The organism is Blautia caccae (assembly GCF_040095955.1).
Classification (GTDB): Bacteria; Bacillota; Clostridia; order Lachnospirales; family Lachnospiraceae; genus Blautia; species Blautia celeris.
In genome coordinates this window covers 1-20,065 of record NZ_JBBMFP010000020.1, presented here as the reverse complement: position 1 = coordinate 20,065, position 20,065 = coordinate 1, and the positions used below count along the sequence as shown (strand labels likewise).

Below are 20,065 nucleotides of genomic sequence, written 5' to 3'. Positions count from 1 at the left end.
GTTTTACCAACTTCTACGGTTGCTCTCAGCCTTTGTCACGGAGCTTCTAACCCTAACCTTTACAGTTAACGCTAGTCCGCCAAGGGTAGGCATTTCAGGGCGTTACCCCATCATTCTACCTATCGAATTATCAGTTCATAGACTGATTATTAAATTAAATTAAATCAAACCTATGCGCAGGCTTTTTACCGCCTACGAACAAGTCGCACTCACCCAGAAATCTTCACCGGATTGCTGGCCTTCCCCTTTGGTATTTGCGATGATCGTTGTCACCAGCTTGAGAATATCTTTCTCGCTGCGGATATACACAAAGGGGTTATAGTGCATGGACTTTTTGAAATTGATGGTGTTTAATACCTTGATTTTATAAGGTTCATGAACCACCTTTCCCTCTTTATCCCGCACTAATTTTCCGTACTCATCTGTGACCGGCGGCCCTTTTGCCAACAGTTTCCCAACCTCAATGAGTACCGTACCTTTCGGATCAGTGACCACATAGCTGGAATGCATCTGCATAATATTCGGTTTTACAAAAAACCGGGTCTTGCCGGAACCGGAACCACCAATCACCAGAATATTTTTATTTCTGGCATACTTTGGCTCCTTTGGTCTGCCGGACATCATAAGCCGTTCCGTTTCTGTCAGCAGAATGTTGTTTTCAAACACCGGATCAACGTAAGGCTGTATATCTTTTTCTGTTCCCCATCTGGCGGAACCATACTCCACACCCTGCCGGTATTTCTTTGCATTTTTTACCCGGTAATAAACAATCAGCCTGACTGCAAGCCCTCCCAAAATGCCATAGCACAAATCCCGGTAATGGAAACTGGGCAGGGGACTTTCAAAGGCCCGCTCAAAGTAATTCAGAGTTGCCATAAACTTGTCCCAGGCGCTTTCCCCCACGCTTACCCGATATAGCCAGCATATCTTATTGAAAAAATAGGCAAATAAGACATATGGGAAGTTCAGGAGAAGCAGCTTTTTCTTGTCTGTGCGCTGCAGAGCGGAAAGTTTATCCTGGAAGAACTGCTTTACGTCCGCCGCTATCTTTCCAGGAATACTGTCTGGCGGCAGAAACGTCTTTTGCAAGCCCGCCTTTTTCACCGGGGATGCCCTCATTGGGTGGGCTTTCTTCTTTACTGTTTTTCTTTTTGCCTGCTCTGCTCCTTTTCTCATCATAAGCTCTGCCCCCGATCCTTTTGATGTTCTCTGGAGCGCTCCCGGTTCATGCCCTTTGCCACCACATCTTTGAAATGTTTCAACTTCTCCATAATGGAGGGCTTATCTTTTTTCTTCATCTGCTTTCCAACATATTTTTTAAAGGCCAGATTCATGGTGTCCTCATCCGGTGCTTTGAAGAACACATAATATGTGGGCGGTGATTTCCTGGCATTCTCCTTTTCCATGGCAAAGTCAATCTTGTACTTCTTTGCCACCCGTTCAAAAGATTTGATATTGTCGTCCGTAATATCAATGTGGCTTAACCCTACACCCTGCTTTTTTAACTGGCTGTACGTCTGCTTTCCTCTTTTGTACGGGTTCCTGCCTGTATGCTTCTGCTGCGCCAGATATTTCCGCAGCATTCCGCGCAGAACATCTGCCGTGACTTTAGTTGCTTTCACAGATAAAGCAATCGTTTTTTGGGTTACTTCTTCTTCCAATGTGCATAACCTCCTTTCTGTCTGCTGATGATATTTACGGCGGTATCAGCAGATGATACACATATCTTTTCTTCATAGGCTGTTCCCTCCCACTTCCCAACAGCTTGTCGGGAAGTTCTTTCTAAAAATAAAAAAACCGACTGATTCAAGTTTTTAACATTTGAACCAATCGGCTGCTTTAAACGGTATGTATTGTTGTTTTTTATTTGAACTCTGTCTTAGTTATCGTAATTTGAAACATCAAAAAATGTTCCGAATCCGCAGAACTATAATGGGATACTAAAACCGGGCATTCATCCATAAACCTTTGTTTCAGAGAAATATCCTGGCACTCCTTCGCAATTCCAGTAATACGGAGCCATTCTCTTGTGCCTTCCTTTTTCGCTACAATTTGCATATTTCCATTGCCTCTTAATTGCTTATGGGCATCGTTTCCGTCATGAGTTGATATATATAGCTTATCCCCAGCTTCCATAATTGCACCAAAAGGTCTGCAGGCCGGAAAATCACCATTCAACGTTACAACAAAAAAGCTGCCGCATTCTTTTATAAATTCATATTCCCTGCTCACTGCTTTTTCCTCCATAAATTCAGACTGGAATTTATAGAATAGATTGAGAAGCAACAGACTCTTCATTTTCACATTCTGCATAATCAATACTTATTTTATTTCTTTGAGTAGCATATTGAACTATTCTTTCTTGTATTATTTCGTGTATAGTTATTTCTCCACATTCAGGACATATTTTTGCTGGAACATTAGTTGCGTGATATGTTATACCATTACAAACCACATCTGTTTCTGTTGTAATACCTTTTAACCATTTTTTGCATTTTGAGCATCTAAACATATAAATATCCCTCACTTTCAAATTCAAATTTTCAGTTCTTGTATCTTTTCTCCATCCACGAAATGCGTCGCATATCATTTTTCAATCTCTTCCTTCCCGGTTTTGCTAAACCGCAGCGGTACTGTCTGCTTATGCCCCTGCCCGCTTTTCTTCTTCACACCCCACTGCTTATAGTAACAAAAGGATGGTTTCCAACCACACTTCTTTGCATATACCCGCATTTCATGCAGGATAAAGGAAAGTTTCCCCAAATTAGCAGTGCAGCATTTCTCCAGATACGGTATCTTTCCAAACCGCCAGTCCTCATAGTCTTTTTGAGATAAAACATTACAGTCCATCAGTGTATCTACAGGCGCTGCATATCCACGTTTCTCCCACTGCTGGTACATGGAATCATGCACCAAACCAGCCAGTTCCTTTTGATTCACCTCCACTTCCTCCAACTTCTGATACTTTATTTTACCTCTTTCCAAATACGATGTCACCCTTATTTTTGCTCTCAGTCAGGATTCTTTCAGCAGATACACCGTGCTAAAATGGCCATACAGTTTCCCGCCTTCCCATTCCATCTGGTCAAACAACAGACACTGAAACAATACCTCCACATCCTGCAGTTGGTAAATCCGGTTACATACTTCAGAAAATCCATCCAACCGGGGAACCTCCTGCATGACCTCTTTCCGGTGCATTAGGCACTGCAGATACAGTCCCATCAAGTGCTTTTTCCGGAAGATCAGTGCCGTCGTTTCTTCTCCGCTTACCACACATTTCCGCTTTTCTTTTTCTTCCTCTGGAAATTCTAAAAAACAGCGTACATTTTCCACGTATACATCCCCGTCAAACCTTGGATGTTTTTTCTTGATCCACCGCTTTGCAGCCTCTTCCAGGAGCTTTCTGTCCCTATCCGATTTTGCCGGACGGAACTCTGGCTTTCTCCCTGCTCCATCCATATACACATTACTTTTCACCTGTTTATCCGCCAGGGCTGAAAACTCTCCGTTACGAAAAAAATAATCCAGAAGCTGATTCATTTTTGCCTGGCTTTCCACCAGATGGTAAGTGTCATCCGTAAATCCCATGCCTGCAAACCGTACTGGCACACTCCCCTTTTCAATTTCTTTCTCGATCATTCTTCGTACATCTCTTTGTGATTCCATACCGGGTCCCTCCTCGTTTTTCTGTTCTGCCTGCATTTTCTGTTCAAATAGCAGCCGCATCTCCTCATCTGCCTGCTTGCCCACTACCAAAAGGGGATAAAAAAACAGCAGACACACCACCTGTAATATAAAAATTGAAATCAGGATCATTGCCGCTCCTTTCCCTCAAGCACTCCGGCCATTGCATCCCACTTAAAAAATGGGCTTACCTTTTTCAGCACCGCAACCAGATCTGCCTCATTTTCTATCTCTATGTCAAGAAACTCGATCACACTGATCCCCAGGCCATCCGCTATCCGTTTTAGCTGCCCGATCTTTGGTTTTCTCTGCCCTGCCTCATATTTGCGCAGCGTGTTCGCATGGATTCCGGTACGCTCTGCAAGCTCTTCCTGGGTGCATCCACTCCGGCTCCGAAAATACCTGAGCTGTTCTGCCAATTCCATTTCTATCTTCCATCCTTTCCTAATCTTTGTTTGAGTTTTCTCCTGCCAGCCTCCCGACAAGTTGTCGGGAAGTTCCCGCCATGTCTGGAACCGTTCATTTCTTCATCCAGATATTTCACTGCCAGCAAGCTGCCAGATAAAAGGAGCAGCATCACAAGGCCGATAATAATAAGCAGCCCCAACATCAAAAGTTCCATCTGTTTTATCCCTCCCGTATGGAAACAAATAGAAAAAGCAACCGGTTCTTCGGCTGCTCTTCCCAAAATCATTCTTCTGTTTTTTCTTCCTCCAGGATAAATGCCTCCGAGGTCATCCGGATTCCCAGCGCCATCCCCTGGACAAAGTGTGTTTCATTTTCTAAAGCGGATATCCTTATCAGATTTGCTTTATAATCTTCCAAAAGTCCTGCAAATTCTGGGGTGAGGTGTTCTTTCAACTCCCTCTCCGCCGTTTCACATAATTCTAAGGCATCCCTATATTCCTGCCGCCTGGGGCAGCACATTTCCCTGGGCATCAGCCCTTCATGATAAAAATGTTCCAATACCTTTTTTGCCATGCTCCTCCTCCACTCCTTTTGCTTCTCTCTTAGCGTGCGCCCAGCAGCCACAAGGCTCCTGACACGATTCCTCTTGCCAAAGTGAATGCCGCCACTAAAAGATGCCAGACCATAACCATACTTCCAATAACACCTCCGATCAGCAGATTAAATGCCACCATGCCGACGGTTCCGCTGATTCCCATTCCACTGGGAACCAGCCACAAGCACATTTTATGTACCCCAAATGGTATCCCCATGAGAAGTATAAGAAGCCGCCAGTCCAGTTTTCCCTGTACCATGCAGAAAGGCCGGAAGATAACCGCAAGCAGGAGTATCGTCCCAACAGGCAGAACCGCCTTTGTTAAAAATTCCCTTTTCCTCATAGATTGCCACCTCCATACAGATCGTGGTTGACTTCCGCCCGGTAATAGCTGTTGATGGTAGACGGGGCGTTAAACAGGCAGACCAACAAATAAGCCCTGACATTGTGGATCTTTGTGGTTGTTTCATGCATACGTTCCAGGACATACTGTACATGGGCCGAATCAATTTTCAGCAGCTTACTTTTCACAAACTCATAAGGATATTCTGCACCGTTGATCACCAGAGACTCCCGTTTCACACTGATGGTTTCCACAAGCAGTTCCACGATCTCGTCGATATAGTCTTTATCCCTTGGACAGTAATCCCGGCACAAAATCTCGTAGTCGATATTGCTTTTCACAATCTCTGTATATGCCTGTATGACCGTCAGTCCATCTATCTTATCTGTTTTCCCCTGAGGCTCTCCCCCGGATAGATTGATAAGATTGGTATCACTAAAATCAGTATTATTAATATCAGTATTATTAGGGTCGGTTTTTCCGACCTCTGGACTTCGGTTTTCCCGACCTCGATAAGTCGGCTTTTCCGACTCCGATAAGTCGGTTTTTCCGACCACGTGAAGTCGGCTTTCCCGCCCCCATGAAGTCGGTTTTTCCGACCACGTGAAGTCGGTATCTCCGACCTCTATGTTTTCCACAAAATCCCCCTGGGATTCCGGTATATTTTCCTGCGGTTCTGCGACTTCTTTTTCCGGCTCCGATTCTCTTTTTATCATAAAGCTCTTTACATAAATAAGATCCGGCTTTCCAAAGCCCTGCTTTACCCGTTCAATTAAACCGATCCCCTTTTTGCAGTCCAGTTCCGCCATTATTTTCATGCCTTTATCCCTGCCGCAGTTCATATACTGTATGACCTGCTCCACAGTGAAGATAATATACACTTTCCCTTCATCGTCTACCCAGCGGTTCCGGATGGACAACGCCATCCGGTCTAACATCAGCCCATAAAGCACCTTTGCGTCACTGGACAGATTTCGGAAATAATCATCCGTGAACAGCACTTTCGGGATACGGTAAAAAGCAAACTGCTCCGATTCATAGTCGTGAAAATAATCAAATTCTAGTTGTTTCTTTGCCATTTTGCTTTACCTCCTTCCCTTCTTAATGACGTTTCTTCCAGCCTTCCAGCAGTTCAAAGATGACCTGCTCGATCTGTTGCCGGCTGTACTCTTTCGGAAAATACTGGTTGATTTTTGTTCTTGGCAGCGTGACCTTTTCCATGTCTTTTTTATCCTCATGCAGGATCAGCTCCACCGCCAGTTCTGTCAGTTTTCCTTCCGCACTGTGCTTTTTTAATGCATCTGCCATCGTTCCACTGACTGTTACACTTTTTTCTGTGATACAGTTTAGTACCCAAAGCTGTTCTTCATCCGGCAGATAGGAAAGGCTGACCGCCGGCAAGATCTTTATTTTTCCAGCATCCACCAGCTCCAGCAGTTCCGGCAAAAGTTTAGTCAGGCGGATATATCTCTGTACCTTTCTTCCGCTGTCTCCTGCCTCTTTTCCCACCAGTTCCGCCGTATCCGTACCGTCTGTGCTTTTACCCTGATGCTTTAATGCCTCCATTTTCATCTTATAGGCAAACGCTTTTTCACTGGGCAGAATATGTTCCCTCTGAATGTTGGAATCGACCATAATGACCACGGCTTCATCGTCCGTATAATTGCGCACCAGGACCGGCATGGTGTTTTTCCCTGCTAATTCACAGCCCCGTTTCCTCCGATGTCCTGCCACCAGTTCATATCCGCCCTCAACCCTGGGTCTTACCAGACCAGGATTTAAAACACCATAATTGCGGATACTCTCTGCTGTTTCTTCCATCTTTTCATCATCCAGCACTTTAAAGGGGTGGTTCTGGAATGAATATAAATCTGTCAGCGGTACTTCTATCACCTTGTCCATCCGGGAATCAACGGTTTCGTCAATCCCCAGTAATTCATCATAAGAAGTGAGCTGAATCTCTTTCATTGGTTTACGCACGATGCAGCACCTCCTCCGCCAGTTTCCCATAACTAGCTGCCCCTTTACCCCGTTTATCGTAAGCAAAGATACTGACACCCTCAGAAGCAATCTCGGCGATTGCCTCCGAACGTGGGATACTGTTCTCAAAAATGTGCATCTGCTCCCCATATGCACTTCTGACCGCCTGTTTATTCCGCTTTGCGTTATTATACCGGCTGGCATCCATGGTAAACAAAATCCCCTCTATGGCAAGCTCTGGATTAAACCGCTGTTTGATCCCTTTAATGACCTTTAAAAGCTCTGTCAGTCCGTCTGCCGCATAAAACTGGGGCTGCATGGGAATCAGAACACTGTCCGCCGCAGTCATGGCATTGATGGTGAGCATTCCTAAAGACGGCATACAGTCAATCAAAATATAATCATACTCATCCCGCAGTAAATCCAGGTATTCTTTTAACACCATTTCCCTCTCTTCCACGGAGATTAGTGACATATCCATCCCTGTCAGCAGCTTATTGGAAGGAACCACGTCAAGTCCCTCCGCATGGTGGAGAACTGCCTCCCTGGGATCGAACTCAATCCCCATGATAATATTTTCCATCATGTTCTTTAGAGTCACACGGAGATTTTTAGGGAATCCCAAACCCAGGGTCAAATGCCCCTGGGGATCTAGGTCTATTGCTAACACCCGCTGGCCCAGCTTTACCAGACCAACGCCTAAATTGATACTCGTGGCCGTTTTTCCACAGCCTCCTTTTTGGTTTGCCACTGCGATTACTCTACACATCACTTTTATCCTCCTACTGTCTGTTCTTTTCTACTTCTGCATATACACGAAAATATTTTTTTGTTCCTTTATTGGCAAAAGGCTCGGAAAACTGTAATACTTTGATTCGTTTATCCCTTTCCAGGATTTTTCTGAACCATTTAATATCATTTGTTGTTCCTTGAAGCCTAATTTTCAGCATACAAATCCTCCCAATCCTGATAGAAACAGTATTCCGGATACCGGATTTTTACTGCTTCCCAAAAATATCTTGCATATCCGCAGCAAAACAACTCTTCCACCGTGTATTCTCTACACTCAGATAACTGGTCAGCGGCATCCTTGTAGTCCCCCACGCTTGGAGTCCCATTGCAATACAGATTAAACGCCATCCTTACAATTCTGACGCTGCCGCTTGTCTGCCATCCTTCACACAGGCACTCTGTTTTCACCAGGCCCGTTTTAAAATCGTAAATTCTGTCCACATTGTTTCTCGTGTCTCTGTCAATTCCCAAGCAATAAACCAATGCCTTGTGATATGCATCCTGGTATCTGCACTTAGACAGATACTCAAAGTAGAATTTTTCGTGTTCCTTGTTTTTAAAAGTAATTGTGTGAGTAACCTTTTCTTTTTTTGCACCTAACGCTGTATTCGTCATAATCATGACCTCCTATAAATTTATTATTGATTTGAAGTTGGGTAATTTTAAGAATCCTGGATAATTTGAGTAAACTTCGCCGAAGATTGTGAATACTCATTTTACTCAACATACTCTTTGAGTAATACTCAATTTGAAGTGATTTTAGACGATTTTCAGCGGTGCCTGACGGTATTTCCGCTTTTTCTTTTTCATAAGAAAAAGGCCCCGAAAACCTTATAACCACTGGAAAATGCTTGTGTTTATAAGGCTTTCGAAGCCTCTATAATTTTAACCTTAATTTAATTGAAAAATTCGCTTAGTTGCCCATCTGCTTAGCAACTTCCTCAGCAAAATTCTCTTCTTTCTTCTCAATACCTTCTCCGGTCTCGAAACGAACGAAGCCTTTTACTGTAATCTTAGCGTTGTTAGCTTTTGCAACTTCCTCAACGTATTTGGCAACGGTCTGTTTTCCGTCTTCTGCTTTTACATAAACCTGGTCTAACAGACAGATTTCTTTCAGCTCTTTGTTGATACGGCCCATAACCATACCGCTGATGATCTTGTCGTTAGCGTCCGGTTTCTCGTTCTTAGCTGCTGCTGTCAGGATTTCTTTCTCATGCTCAATGTATTCCTGAGACACTTCACTTCTGTTTGTGTATACAGGTTTCAGAGCTGCTGCCTGCATGGCAATGTTTTTAGCCATTTCTTTTACAGCATCGTTGATGACATCTGTCTCAACATCAACCAGAACACCGATTTTGCCGCCCATGTGTGTGTAGGATGCAACAAATCCGTTTTCTTCGGATACCTTTGTAAATCTTCTGATGTTCATGTTCTCACCGATAACAGCAATCTGGCCTGCCAGAGCTTCCTGAACGGTTTTTGTTGTATCGAATTTCCATGCTTCAGCTAAGAAAGCTTCCACATCGGCTGCTTCTGTATCCATAGCCTGCTCTGCAACCTGTGCAACATAGCCCTGGAATTTTTCGTTTTTAGCAACGAAGTCTGTCTCTGCGTTAACCTCTACAACAACTGCTTTCTTCTCGTCAGCAGATACCAGAGTTTTGCACAGACCTTCTGCTGCAACACGGCTTGCTTTTTTCTGTGCAGTAGCAAGTCCTTTTTCTCTCAGGAATTCAACTGCTTTATCCATATCGCCTTCTGTTGCTGCAAGAGCTTTCTTACAGTCCATCATGCCGGCGCCGGTCATCTCTCTTAATTCTTTTACCATTCCTGCTGTAATAGCCATCGTGATATTCCTCCTGAATTCTATTGGTTTTTTCTAAAGAACCGCCTTGGCAGTACAGCCAAGGCGCTTTGAATTATTCCTCTGTTGCTTCCTCTTCTGCTGCTTCCTCGAAGATTTCGCTGTCTTCAGCAACACCCTGGTTAGCTTCAATGACAGCATCTGCCATTTTGGAAACGATTAATTTTACGGCTCTGATGGCATCATCATTGCCCGGGATAACATAATCCAGTTCTTCCGGATCACAGTTTGTATCACAGATACCGATTAACGGAATACCTAATGTATGTGCTTCCTGAACGCAGATTCTTTCTTTTTTCGGATCTACAATGAAGATGGCATCCGGGAGTTTCTTCATTTCTTTGATACCGCCCAGGTTCTTCTCTAATTTGGCCTGCTCTTTTTTCAGCTCGATAACTTCTTTTTTCGGCAGTACGTCGAAAGTTCCGTCAGCTTCCATAGCTTCGATTTCTTTCAGTCTTGCGATTCTGCTCTGGATGGTCTTGAAGTTTGTCAGCATTCCGCCTAACCATCTTTCGTTTACATAGAACATTCCGCAGCGCTCTGCTTCCACTTTGATAGCATCCTGAGCCTGTTTTTTAGTTCCTACGAACAGGATTGTGCCGCCGTCAGCTGCGATGTCTGCAACTGCTTTGTAAGCATCGTCAACCATTCCTACAGATTTCTGCAGGTCGATGATGTAGATGCCGTTTCTCTCTGTGTAGATGTAGGGAGCCATTTTAGGGTTCCATCTTCTGGTCTGATGTCCGAAATGAACACCTGCTTCCAGTAACTGTTTCATTGAAATAACGCTCATGTTTTTTCTCCTTTTTGGTTGTTTTCTTCCGTCTATTTCCTCTCCGCAGGGACACTGTCGGACGCTTGTCCGCAGGCACCGTCCTTTGGTATTCATAGACGTGGTTATTTTGCAACGTTGGTATTATAGCATAGCTGAGGTGTATGTTGCAAGCTGTTTTTAAGATTTTTTCCTGTTTTTACAAGGTTTATACTACTTATTTTCTTTTGCAGGCATTCTTAAGCCAAATGTTAAGCAGCGGCATCCAACTCTGGCACTCTTTCTGTACACCGGTGCCGTCTGCACGCATCAGTGTCTCATTTGCCAGGGAGAGGCCATGACTGCCCTTGGGATAGAGATGGTATTCAGCCGGAACGCCCGCTTTTCCCATTGCCTCCACAAATAACAGGGAGTTCTGAAACGGCACGCTCTGGTCCTCAAAGGTATGCCAGAGAAAAGCCTGGGGCACATGGACATCTACCTGGGTTTCCAGTGCCATCTCCGCTTTTTTCTCTTCATAATCACTGCCCAGCAGATTATGGATGCTTTCCAGATGCCCGTAATCCTCCCTGGATGTGATCACCGGATAGCAGAGAATCAGACCTTTTACTTTTAAAATCTCCCTGCTGCATCCCACAGCCTCAGAAAGAAAATCCCTGTTCCAGAAAACACCGTAGCTGGCTGCCAGATGGCCTCCCGCTGAAAATCCCATAACAAAGATATTTTCCGTATCCACATGCCACGCCTCCGCCTTCTCATGTATCATCTGCACAGAGCGGGCCACCTCGGTCAGGGCTGCGGGAAATACACTGGGAGCACAGGAATAGCGCAGAACTGCCGCGTGATATCCCATGCTGTTAAACTGCAGAGCCACCATCTCCGCCTCTCTGTCAGCCGTAAAACGGTATGCGCCTCCGGGACAGATCAGTATCAGAGGCCGCGTTAAATCTTCCGGCAGCTCCTCATACGCATCCAAAATATAAGTTGTCAAATGTGTCTCTTTGGAAGACCCTGACATTTGAATCGGAATATTTTCATGTATCATGTTTCTGCTCTCCTTTTATTCCTTCTCAATAATCTGGCCGTTTCTGTAGGCCTTCAGAAGTTGTCTCAGCTCATCAATGCTCTCCTGCAGGTGATGTCCGTTATCCGTATCCCCCACTGTTTTCCTAAGAGAGGTGCGTTTTACTAAAATACTGTCAGAGAGAATATCGCTCTCCCTTGTGATGGCATCCTCTGCAGAGGTAAATGGTTCATGGGCTGCCAGGATCATTCCCCAGGAATTATAAATCAACGTATATCCCGCAATCCCGGTCTCCTTCTGATATGCTTTTGAAAATCCACCGTCAATGACCAGCACTTTGCCGCCGCATTTGATGGGACTTTCCCCTGAGGTATGGTGTACCGGGACATGACCGTTTATAATATGGCAGCAGTCCCCTTCGATTCCGAACTCCCGGAAAATATTATCCACTACGCTTTCATCCTCCAAAAGTCTGTAGTAAGGATTCTTATTCTCCACATGGGTTTCCTTCTCGGCAAGGAAATACCGCTCAAAGGTAGCCATCTTATCCTTGCCGAACAGCGGAGACGAGGGACTGCTCCAGATAAACCACAGAATATCCCTGCCGCGCTGTTTTTCCTCCTTGTCCAGAGCAAAGAAAGCTTTCCGCACATAGGCTTCCAGCACGTCATAGAGCTCTCTTCCTTTATAAGTCCTACCGTACACTTCAACCTCTTTAAAGCTGCCGTCCTCATTCAGAGGGACACAGCCGTGATAAAGCAGGTTGTTGTTATATACCTTGTACAAACTTCCCTTCTTCAAAAGAAGCTGCATATGGCGCTGGAGCTTCTCACAGTTGGCAAAGGCGGAGACGAGGCGTTCCATAACCTCCTCCTCCTCTTTTGAAAGCTCATAGGGATTTTCCGGGTCCACGGTCGGGAAGACATGATCCAGAAGGTTGTATTCTTTTCCGTATAAACGGATGGTCCCCTCCTCATAATTAATATCATCCAGAAGCGCCCGGTCTGCCATATGAAATTCTTTTCTCCTGATCAAAAGCTGCCCTTCCAGTTTGAACTGGATAACGGAAATGGCCTTGTGCATCTTCATGTTCAGCACAGTCTCTGCCGGATTGAGGGTATTTCCCCCTTTTATTTTAAAGCACTCACAGGGGTCATCCTGATAATACGTCAGGGCAAAGGTAGCCAATGGCAGCAGATTAATGCCATATCCGTCTTCCAGAAGGTCCAGATTCGCATAGCGGGCACAGATACGGATCACATTGGCAATACAGGAACGCTGGCCTGCTGCCGCACCCATCCAGACAATGTCATGGTTGCCCCACTGGATATCCAGAGAGTGGTATTCCTCCAGCTTCTCCATGATATGGTGCGGCCCCGGCCCCCTGTCATAAATATCTCCCAGAATATGCAGATGGTCCACAACCAGACGCTGGATCAGCTCCGAAAGAGCGATGATAAACACTTCCGCCCTGCCTATGGCTATAATGGTCTCAATAATCTGCTCATAGTAAGCCTCTTTGTCATTGAGCTCCGGTTTCTCGGTGATAAGCTCCTCGATAACATATGCAAAATCAGGCGGCAGGGCTTTACGAACTTTGGATCGGGTGTATTTGGATGCAACACGTTTACACACCTCGATCAGACGGTATAAGGTGATCTTGTACCAGTCCTCCATGTTTTCCTCCGTCTTTTTGATCAGCTCCATCTTTTCCTTCGGATAATAGATCAGTGTTGCCAGAAAACGCTTGTCCTGCTCATTGAGTGTATGGCCGAATACTTCGTTGATCTTTCGTCTCACAGAACCGGAACCATTTTTCAGCACATGGGAAAATGCCTCATATTCCCCGTGGATATCTGTCAGGAAATGTTCTGTTCCCTTGGGAAGGTTGAGAATCGACTGCAGGTTGATGATCTCCGTGGACGCCTTGGCGATCGTCGGATATAGTTCGGAAAGGCGTTCCAGATACTTTTGTTCCAGTTTTTCCATTTGGTCTCCCCCAATATTTATAGATTAATTTATGTTGCCATTGTAACACATTTTCCTCTCCCAGAAAACAAGAACACTGCCAATCAGTAAAAAAATAATTCCGGCCGGATTTTCTTTCTGCATTTTTACAGCCTCCGGTACGGGCTCTGTGTCCGTTTCGGCATTTTCATTGGCAGGCATGGTAAAATCCCATGGTTCCATATCACTTATGTTTCCTGCTGTATCCTTAACAGACAGGGTTATTCTGTTTTTACCGTTTTTCAGGTATTTACTTGGGATTCTTAGTTTTCCTTCCTTCCACTCATAGAGAACCGGTTCCCCGTTCACCGAACAGGAAACAATCCGGACGGCGTCCACATTGTCCAGGGTTATTTCCGGTGTAAAGCCGCCGTTGTGGGCAATCTCCTCCCTGTCGTATACAAAGCTTGTACCTGATTGATTGACGGAAAAGAGAAAGTGCTGTTCTGTCCGGTTGCCGTACAGGTCACATGCCTCGCAGATAAGCACATACTCATCATCCTCTGTCACCGGGTCCAGGGTCAGGGTCAGACAATTCCGGTTCTCCTCTTTCCGGAAGGAAATCGTTCTCTCACCTGTACGTTTCCCGGTAAGACGGATTTTTACACTGTCCTTGTCCAGATTCTCATCCTGTACTGTGATACATGGCGATACCTGCGTGTTGCTGGATGAAAGATTTTTCAGATTCACAAGGGCGATAACAGGATACACGCGGTCGGGGATTTCGATTTCTGTCATAGCCGTAGGAGTATCGTCCTCTTTCTCTTTTGAAGGCTGTCGGGCAGATTCGTTTTTTTCTGCCTCCTCTGAAGGCTGCCGGGCGGTTTCAATTCTCCCTGCCTCCTCATGTCCGTTACTATTTTCGGTTTCCTCCATATCTTTTATACCGTCTTCTGTGTTCTGCTTCTCATCTGCTGTACCTCCTTGAATTTCTTCTGCATCTTTATCTGTGTATGTATCACCTGTCTGTGTTTTCTCTAAATCCGCAGTATCCTTTCCGTTTTTATCAGATTTCATTTCGTCTGTATTTTCTTTTGAATCAGTCTTTTTCACCCTGATCTTATACCGAACCACCACTTCTGTTTCCCCTTCTTCAAGGGCCTCTATATTTCCGTTTCTTCCCGCGCAGGCAATGCGCTCATCTGCTATCTGTACCATGCCATTGCCGGGCAAAAAAAGCGCTTCTCCCTTCTGCAGTTCTATGATCTGTGTCATTTCCGGCAGAGTCTTGTCCGTATTTCCAAAATCTTCCTCGGCTGAAGCAAATACCGGAACCGCACTGCCTAAACATAAAAATATCACTGTCACTATAAAGAACATCCTTTTACGATTCATTCTGTTTCCTCCGTTTCCAAAGCCTTGATTTTATTTTTGATTTTTTCGCTGTTAAACCCATCCTTTTTTGCTCCTCTTTTTTCCATGAGAGAAAGCAGACTCTCTGCCTTTTTCTGGTTTTCCCGTTCTGCTGCTTCCATAAGGGCATAGGCGCAGTAGGCTTCTGCATCCTGGGGAAAATCGCTCAGATAACGTTCATAGAATTTTTCCGCTTCCATATACTCCTGCATCTGTCGGTACATGGCTGCAATTGACAGACGTGCTTCCTGTTCCAGGTTTACAGGGATTTTTTCTTCCAGAAGCAGTTCATAATACCGGATGCTTTTTACCGGATTATCCAGTTTTCCGTAAATCACGGCGAGCTGATAGTAAATTTCTACACGGTATACCGGTGCATATGTCTCCCGGCTGTTTTCCTTTACATTCTTTTCCGCCTGCAAAAGAAGACCCTGTGCCTTTTCCGCGCTTTCCTGATTGGAGAATCCCAGCTCGCTTTCATATGCCTGTACAATATTTGCCAGAAATATCTGTTCGCCCGCCTTCTCCCAGGAGGTGCCTGCGCTTTTTTCCAATGTTTCTATGGCAGCTCCGGCTTCTACCCAGTTTCTTTTTGACGGCGCCTCTTCTATGGCATCCAGGATTTTTCGGTACAGCTCTCCTTTTTCTGTCCCTTCCTGTTCTTTCAGGAAATACCGGCGTGCCTCCCTGTAATCCGCTGTATCCGCAAGACCGATGTCTTTGCGAAAGCCCAGCAGCCTTCCCGCATCAAGCAGCAGCTCCTGCCGCCTGACCTGCGCGCCTAAAAGGAGCAGAAAACCCACTGCCAGAAAAACGGAACCTGCGTAAACACGCTGCCTGGTGTGCATCCACTCTTCCAGATTCTGCAGTTCTCTCTTGACCGCACGGATGTTCCTGTAGCGTTTTCCCGGAGAGGTTTCCATACATTTGTCTGCAATGTGTCTCCACTTTTTATATATCTTGGATCTGTGTTCATCCTTCTGTTCCATGTAACGCAGGACAGCTCCCAATCCATAGATGTCCGTTCGTTCCTCTGCACTACCGGAAAACTGTTCCGGTGCGGCAAAACCGGGTGTTCCGTACCCGCTGCCGCTCTTATTGGCCAGGGACGCAATGCCGAAATCAAGAATCCGTATATCCCCTGAAATGTGTACCAGCAGATTGGAAGGTTTCATATCCTGGTAGATAATCCCTTTTGCCGGACCATGGAGGTATTCCAGCAGACTGCAGAGCTGTATGGCCCATCGGATCCGTTTGCTCCAGGGTATCTTTTTTCCGCTTTTCTTTATCTCCTCCAAAGTGAATCCTTCCAGATAGTCCATGACAAGATAACAGTATCCATCTGTCCTTAGTGTATCAACGATTCTGGGCAGCGCCGGATGTTCCAGGTACCGCATGATCTCAGCTTCTCTGCTGCTGCCAGCGGGAATCCTTTTGACAGCCCAGTATTTTTCCAGCTTTATGTCAAAGGCCAGATACACCTTCCCCTGTCCGCCTTTTCCCAGAATTTTATCCAGACGGTAGCGTTCTCCAAGAAGACGCTTTTCTCCATACACGAACAGCATCACCTCTTTATGTAATTCTTATATATTGTAAAATGAAAATGGAATGTCAGGCAGAAATGCCGAAATTTCAGATATTTTCAGACGGACTGCCGCATACGGCAGCCCGTCTTTTTATATTAGATCACATTCTCTCAGGTGCTTCAAATCCCAGCAGATCGATGCATGTCTCCAGTACATCTCTTGCCAGAACCAGCAGACGAATCCAGGAAGTCTTCTGTGCTTCGTTCTCCTCACTGAGAATCTTAGTTTCATGATAAAAACTGTTGAACGCATTTGCCAGATCATAGATATAAGAACAGATCTTATGCGGAGCTTTTTCCTCAAAGGCAGGGGCAATCACGGAATTGAATCTGGAGAGTTCCAGCATCAATGCCTTCTCGCTGGCATTTGCCGCCTGCAGTATTGTGCCCTTTTCCGGATTACCGCCCTCTTCGCGGTAGCGCTCCAGAATGGATTTGATACGCACAATTGTATACAGGATATAAGGCCCTGTATTGCCCTCAAAGGATGTGAAACGCTCTACGTCAAACACGTAATCTTTGGAAGCCTGATTGGACAGATCCCCGTATTTGATTGCGGAAAGTCCCACCATCTCAGCGGTCTTTTTCGCATCATCGCCTTTTACACTGCGGTTCTCAACGATTTTCTTGTACATTTCCTCATTGATCTCATTGATGAGGCGTTCCAGACGCATAACGCCGCCCTCTCTTGTCTTAAAGGGCTTACCGTCCTTACCGTTCATGGTTCCGAAGCCGACAAATGCAAGTCCGGTGTTCTCCTCCGTGAGTTTTGCCTTCTTGGCACAGCGGAACACCTGGATAAAATGCAGTTCCTGGCGCTTGTCCACCACATAGATCATCTCATCCGGATGGTAATCCTCCATACGCTGTACAATGGTAGCCAGGTCTGTGGTATTGTAAAGGGAAGCTCCGTCGGATTTGAGGATCATACAGGGAGGAATCTCCTTTGCATCACTTTCCTCTTTTACATCCACAACAAGAGCGCCCTGGTCCAGATATGCATACCCATTGTCCTTCAAATATGCCACCATATCCGGAATATAGGGATCTGCATCCGCTTCACCCTTCCAGAGGTCAAAATCCACATGCAGCTTCTCATAGTTCTTTTTCAGGTCCGCTACAGACACTTCCATGATGTGTCTCCAGAGTGCGCGGTATCCTCTTCTGCCCTGCTGAAGTTCCAGAGTAGCCTCCAGAGCTTCATTTCTGTAGTCCTCATCTTCCTTTGATTTTCCGCTGGCTGTGGGGTATATCTCCTCCAGCTCGCTGACGGTAAACGGCGCTTCCGCCGGATACTCCCCTTCATAGGATGCATCAAAATATACCAGTTCCGGAGAACGTTTTTTTAGCTCTGTGATGATCAGACCCATCTGCAGGCCCCAGTCGCCCAGATGCACATCGCCTATTACTTTGTGCCCAAGGAAACGTCCCATTCGTTTTAAGCTCTCACCGATAATGGCGGAACGGAGATGTCCCACATGAAGCGGTTTTGCCACATTTGGTCCGCCGTAGTCGATGATGATCGTCTTTGGTGACTCTGCTTTCTCAACGGAGAGATCAGCATCTGCCTGCATATCGTTCAGATAGGATGCCAGAAATTCAGGATTCAGCTTCAGATTGATAAATCCCGGATTCACAGCGTCTGCCTGGCTGAACATATCACTCTCTTTTATTTTTTCAACCACATCGTTTGCAATCATGATAGGTGCTTTTTTGTATGTCTTGGCTGCCGCCATCGCTCCGTTGCACTGATACTCGCACAGATCCGGGCGGTTGGATACATTCACCCGGGCAAATTTTTCGTCATATCCGGAAGCTGTGAATGCGTCTTTGATGACTGCTTCCATGCATTCGATGATTTTCTTCATAACTGTTCACTACTCCACTTCTACTTTTTTAGAAACTGCCACCGCAAGGGCACCCTGTCCAATGTGACAGGCAACACTCAGGGACAGAGGGTCCATATGCACTTCCATATCGAAATGCTTCTCAAGCTCTGCCTTCCACTCCAGTGCCTCCTCCTCATTGCCGGTGTAAGCCGCCTCCAGGCACATGAGGCCCTTTTTCCTGTTATCTTTAAAACGGTTCTTCAGGTCCTCCTCCATGGCTTTGACCATCACACGCTTTGCCTGTTTCTTTCCTCTGGCTTTTGAAAAGGCATCCAGCTTCTCTCCCTGAATCTGCAGGACCGGTTTCAGATTCAGCACAGTGCCGAGTGCAGCCGCCGCAGGTGTGATCCTGCCGCCTTTTTTCAGATATTTCAGTGTCTCCAGAGTGATATAGATACTGGATTCCCCTTTTTCGGCTTCCAGGATTTCTTTGATCTCCACCGCGTTTTTACCGGCTTTTGCCAGCTCAACTGCATCCAGTACAGATTGTCTCTGCGTGACGGAAATTCTCTGGTTGTCCACCACCTGTACACGCCCCTTATATTCTCTGGCCAGTACAAATGCTGTCTGACAGGAGTTGCTGAGACCGCTTGACATGGGAATATGCACAATCTCATCGTGGTCTGCAAGCAACCGCTCCCAGGTCTCCAGCACATCGGCAGGGGATGGCTGAGATGTGGAAATATCCGCATCCTGGGCCAGGCGTTCATAAAAATCCTCCTGGGTGAGTGTGATTCCCTCCAGGAAAAGCTGTTCATTAATATAAAAAGGCATTGGAAGAACCGTAATCCCCAGCTCCCCGGCACACTGCTGGGTAATGCCGCTGTTACTGTCCGTCACAACTGCAATCTTCTTTTTTTCCATTGCTTCTTTGACTCCTTTTCCCCATTTTGGGTTACTATTTTTAATAATATCATAGACCGGAGTTAAATACAATGTCTCCCCCGGGAAAATTTTGACGAAAAAATCACTGCATGCTATAATAGATTTCAGAAAAAATACTGATAAGGAGGAAAATCATGTCATTTCAAACAGAATCTTATGCAAACACAGCCAAAACTATCCTGTCAAATCTGGAAAAAAGGAACATGAAGGGATATTACTGTGAAAATGCCGAAGAAGCAAGAAAGCTCATTCAAAGCCTGATCCCTGCCCATGCCACAGTGACCTGGGGTGGCTCGGAAACACTGGTGGAGACAGGAATTATGGACACCTTAAAGCAGGGTGACTACATACTGCTTGACCGAAAGGAAGCCAAAACACCTGAGGAATCCAGGGCCCTCTATGGCAGGATCGTCACTGCAGATTATTTTCTCACCGGCACCAATGCCATTACCCTGGACGGGGAACTGATCAATGTGGACGGCATGGGAAACCGTGTTGCCTGTCTGATCACAGGTCCGCAGCATGTACTGGTGGTGGCCGGCATGAACAAAGTGTCTGTCACAGAGGAGGACGGTATCCGCAGGGTCCGCAACATAGCAGCTCCCCCCAACAGTATCCGCGTCGGGGCCAATACCCCCTGCTCCAAAACAGGCGTCTGCCAAGACTGCCAGAGTCCTGATTGCATCTGCTGTCAGACGGTGATCACAAGACGCTCACGTGTAAAAGACAGGATCACAGTGATCCTAATCGGTGAATCTTACGGTTTCTGAGAAAAAAACGGCAGCTCCCTGGATACAGGAAATGATATGCCCCCTGTCAAGTAGACAGGTTAAATATCTAAAATGAAATGCAGATGAACGATCACACAGATTTGTGTG

22 protein-coding genes and 1 pseudogene are annotated in these 20,065 nt (G+C 45.8%); 1 reads left to right on the top strand and 22 read right to left on the bottom strand.

Translation table 11 applies throughout. The annotated features are described in order from the left end of the window. Positions 1-204: 204 nt before the first annotated feature. The 22 genes and pseudogenes from WMO65_RS19105 to WMO65_RS19000 form a co-directional block, all read right to left on the bottom strand. A pseudogene (locus WMO65_RS19105) lies at positions 205-1,059 on the bottom strand (type IV secretory system conjugative DNA transfer family protein); the annotation flags it as partial. A 116-nt stretch (positions 1,060-1,175) separates the two neighbouring features. Next, positions 1,176-1,661, bottom strand: a complete 486-nt coding sequence (locus tag WMO65_RS19100; RefSeq protein WP_303003614.1) for a PcfB family protein — start codon at positions 1,659-1,661, stop codon at positions 1,176-1,178. A gap of 202 nt (positions 1,662-1,863) precedes the next feature. Further along, positions 1,864-2,298 (bottom strand): pyridoxamine 5'-phosphate oxidase family protein, encoded by a 435-nt coding sequence (locus tag WMO65_RS19095; RefSeq protein ID WP_349064596.1) that lies wholly within the window; start codon positions 2,296-2,298, stop codon positions 1,864-1,866. After that, the gene (locus tag WMO65_RS19090) at positions 2,264-2,590 is read right to left on the bottom strand and encodes a hypothetical protein (RefSeq protein WP_303003612.1); all 327 of its coding nucleotides are present in this window, start codon (positions 2,588-2,590) and stop codon (positions 2,264-2,266) included. Before WMO65_RS19090 ends, WMO65_RS19095 begins: the two co-directional genes overlap by 35 nt. Then, positions 2,587-2,985: a hypothetical protein gene (locus WMO65_RS19085; RefSeq protein ID WP_435380254.1), complete on the bottom strand. Its 399-nt coding sequence runs from the start codon at positions 2,983-2,985 to the stop codon at positions 2,587-2,589. Before WMO65_RS19085 ends, WMO65_RS19090 begins: the two co-directional genes overlap by 4 nt. A 30-nt stretch (positions 2,986-3,015) precedes the next feature. Continuing rightward, a complete protein-coding gene (locus WMO65_RS19080; RefSeq protein ID WP_349064595.1) occupies positions 3,016-3,819 on the bottom strand; it encodes a hypothetical protein in 804 nt (267 codons plus the stop codon). Beyond that, entirely contained in the window at positions 3,816-4,112 is a 297-nt protein-coding gene (locus WMO65_RS19075) for a helix-turn-helix domain-containing protein (protein ID WP_303003607.1), read from the bottom strand. The genes WMO65_RS19080 and WMO65_RS19075 overlap by 4 nt, the downstream gene beginning before the upstream one ends. Before the next feature lie 2 nt (positions 4,113-4,114). Next, on the bottom strand, positions 4,115-4,309 hold the full coding sequence (locus WMO65_RS19070) for a hypothetical protein (RefSeq protein ID WP_349064594.1): 195 nt from the start codon (positions 4,307-4,309) through the stop codon (positions 4,115-4,117). Between the two features lie 68 nt (positions 4,310-4,377). After that, positions 4,378-4,668 (bottom strand): DUF6809 family protein, encoded by a 291-nt coding sequence (locus tag WMO65_RS19065; protein WP_303003605.1) that lies wholly within the window; start codon positions 4,666-4,668, stop codon positions 4,378-4,380. 29 nt (positions 4,669-4,697) lie between these two features. Next, positions 4,698-5,033 (bottom strand): DUF6050 family protein, encoded by a 336-nt coding sequence (locus WMO65_RS19060; protein WP_303003604.1) that lies wholly within the window; start codon positions 5,031-5,033, stop codon positions 4,698-4,700. Then, positions 5,030-6,112 (bottom strand): DUF6017 domain-containing protein, encoded by a 1,083-nt coding sequence (locus WMO65_RS19055; protein WP_303003603.1) that lies wholly within the window; start codon positions 6,110-6,112, stop codon positions 5,030-5,032. The genes WMO65_RS19060 and WMO65_RS19055 overlap by 4 nt, the downstream gene beginning before the upstream one ends. A gap of 22 nt (positions 6,113-6,134) precedes the next feature. Then, complete coding sequence (locus WMO65_RS19050) at positions 6,135-7,013, bottom strand: ParB/RepB/Spo0J family partition protein (protein ID WP_303003601.1); 879 nt, start codon at positions 7,011-7,013, stop codon at positions 6,135-6,137. Continuing rightward, entirely contained in the window at positions 7,006-7,782 is a 777-nt protein-coding gene (locus WMO65_RS19045) for a ParA family protein (RefSeq protein ID WP_303003641.1), read from the bottom strand. Before WMO65_RS19045 ends, WMO65_RS19050 begins: the two co-directional genes overlap by 8 nt. A 167-nt stretch (positions 7,783-7,949) precedes the next feature. Then, a complete protein-coding gene (locus WMO65_RS19040) occupies positions 7,950-8,420 on the bottom strand; it encodes a DUF6075 family protein (protein WP_303003598.1) in 471 nt (156 codons plus the stop codon). 298 nt (positions 8,421-8,718) lie between these two features. Beyond that, positions 8,719-9,651, bottom strand: coding sequence for a translation elongation factor Ts (gene tsf / locus WMO65_RS19035; protein WP_033139698.1), 933 nt, complete (start codon positions 9,649-9,651; stop codon positions 8,719-8,721). Positions 9,652-9,724: 73 nt separating this feature from the next. Next, on the bottom strand, positions 9,725-10,465 hold the full coding sequence (gene rpsB, locus WMO65_RS19030; RefSeq protein WP_033139699.1) for a 30S ribosomal protein S2: 741 nt from the start codon (positions 10,463-10,465) through the stop codon (positions 9,725-9,727). Positions 10,466-10,661: 196 nt separating this feature from the next. Beyond that, on the bottom strand, positions 10,662-11,489 hold the full coding sequence (locus tag WMO65_RS19025) for an alpha/beta hydrolase (protein WP_033139700.1): 828 nt from the start codon (positions 11,487-11,489) through the stop codon (positions 10,662-10,664). A gap of 15 nt (positions 11,490-11,504) precedes the next feature. Beyond that, on the bottom strand, positions 11,505-13,457 hold the full coding sequence (locus WMO65_RS19020) for a fructose-bisphosphatase class III (protein WP_033139701.1): 1,953 nt from the start codon (positions 13,455-13,457) through the stop codon (positions 11,505-11,507). Positions 13,458-13,481: 24 nt separating this feature from the next. Beyond that, positions 13,482-14,810, bottom strand: a complete 1,329-nt coding sequence (locus WMO65_RS19015) for a hypothetical protein (protein WP_148393692.1) — start codon at positions 14,808-14,810, stop codon at positions 13,482-13,484. After that, positions 14,807-16,384, bottom strand: a complete 1,578-nt coding sequence (locus tag WMO65_RS19010; protein WP_187370688.1) for a protein kinase domain-containing protein — start codon at positions 16,382-16,384, stop codon at positions 14,807-14,809. The genes WMO65_RS19015 and WMO65_RS19010 overlap by 4 nt, the downstream gene beginning before the upstream one ends. 130 nt (positions 16,385-16,514) lie before the next feature. Beyond that, positions 16,515-18,281 carry an arginine--tRNA ligase gene (gene argS / locus WMO65_RS19005; protein WP_054353742.1) on the bottom strand — a complete coding sequence of 589 codons (1,767 nt, stop codon included), beginning with the start codon at positions 18,279-18,281 and terminating at the stop codon, positions 16,515-16,517. A 9-nt stretch (positions 18,282-18,290) separates the two neighbouring features. Beyond that, entirely contained in the window at positions 18,291-19,166 is an 876-nt protein-coding gene (locus tag WMO65_RS19000; RefSeq protein WP_033139704.1) for a DegV family protein, read from the bottom strand. 155 nt (positions 19,167-19,321) lie between these two features. Between WMO65_RS19000 and WMO65_RS18995 the strand changes: the two genes are divergently transcribed. Next, on the top strand, positions 19,322-19,957 hold the full coding sequence (locus tag WMO65_RS18995) for a lactate utilization protein (RefSeq protein WP_148393694.1): 636 nt from the start codon (positions 19,322-19,324) through the stop codon (positions 19,955-19,957). Positions 19,958-20,065 lie beyond the last annotated feature (108 nt).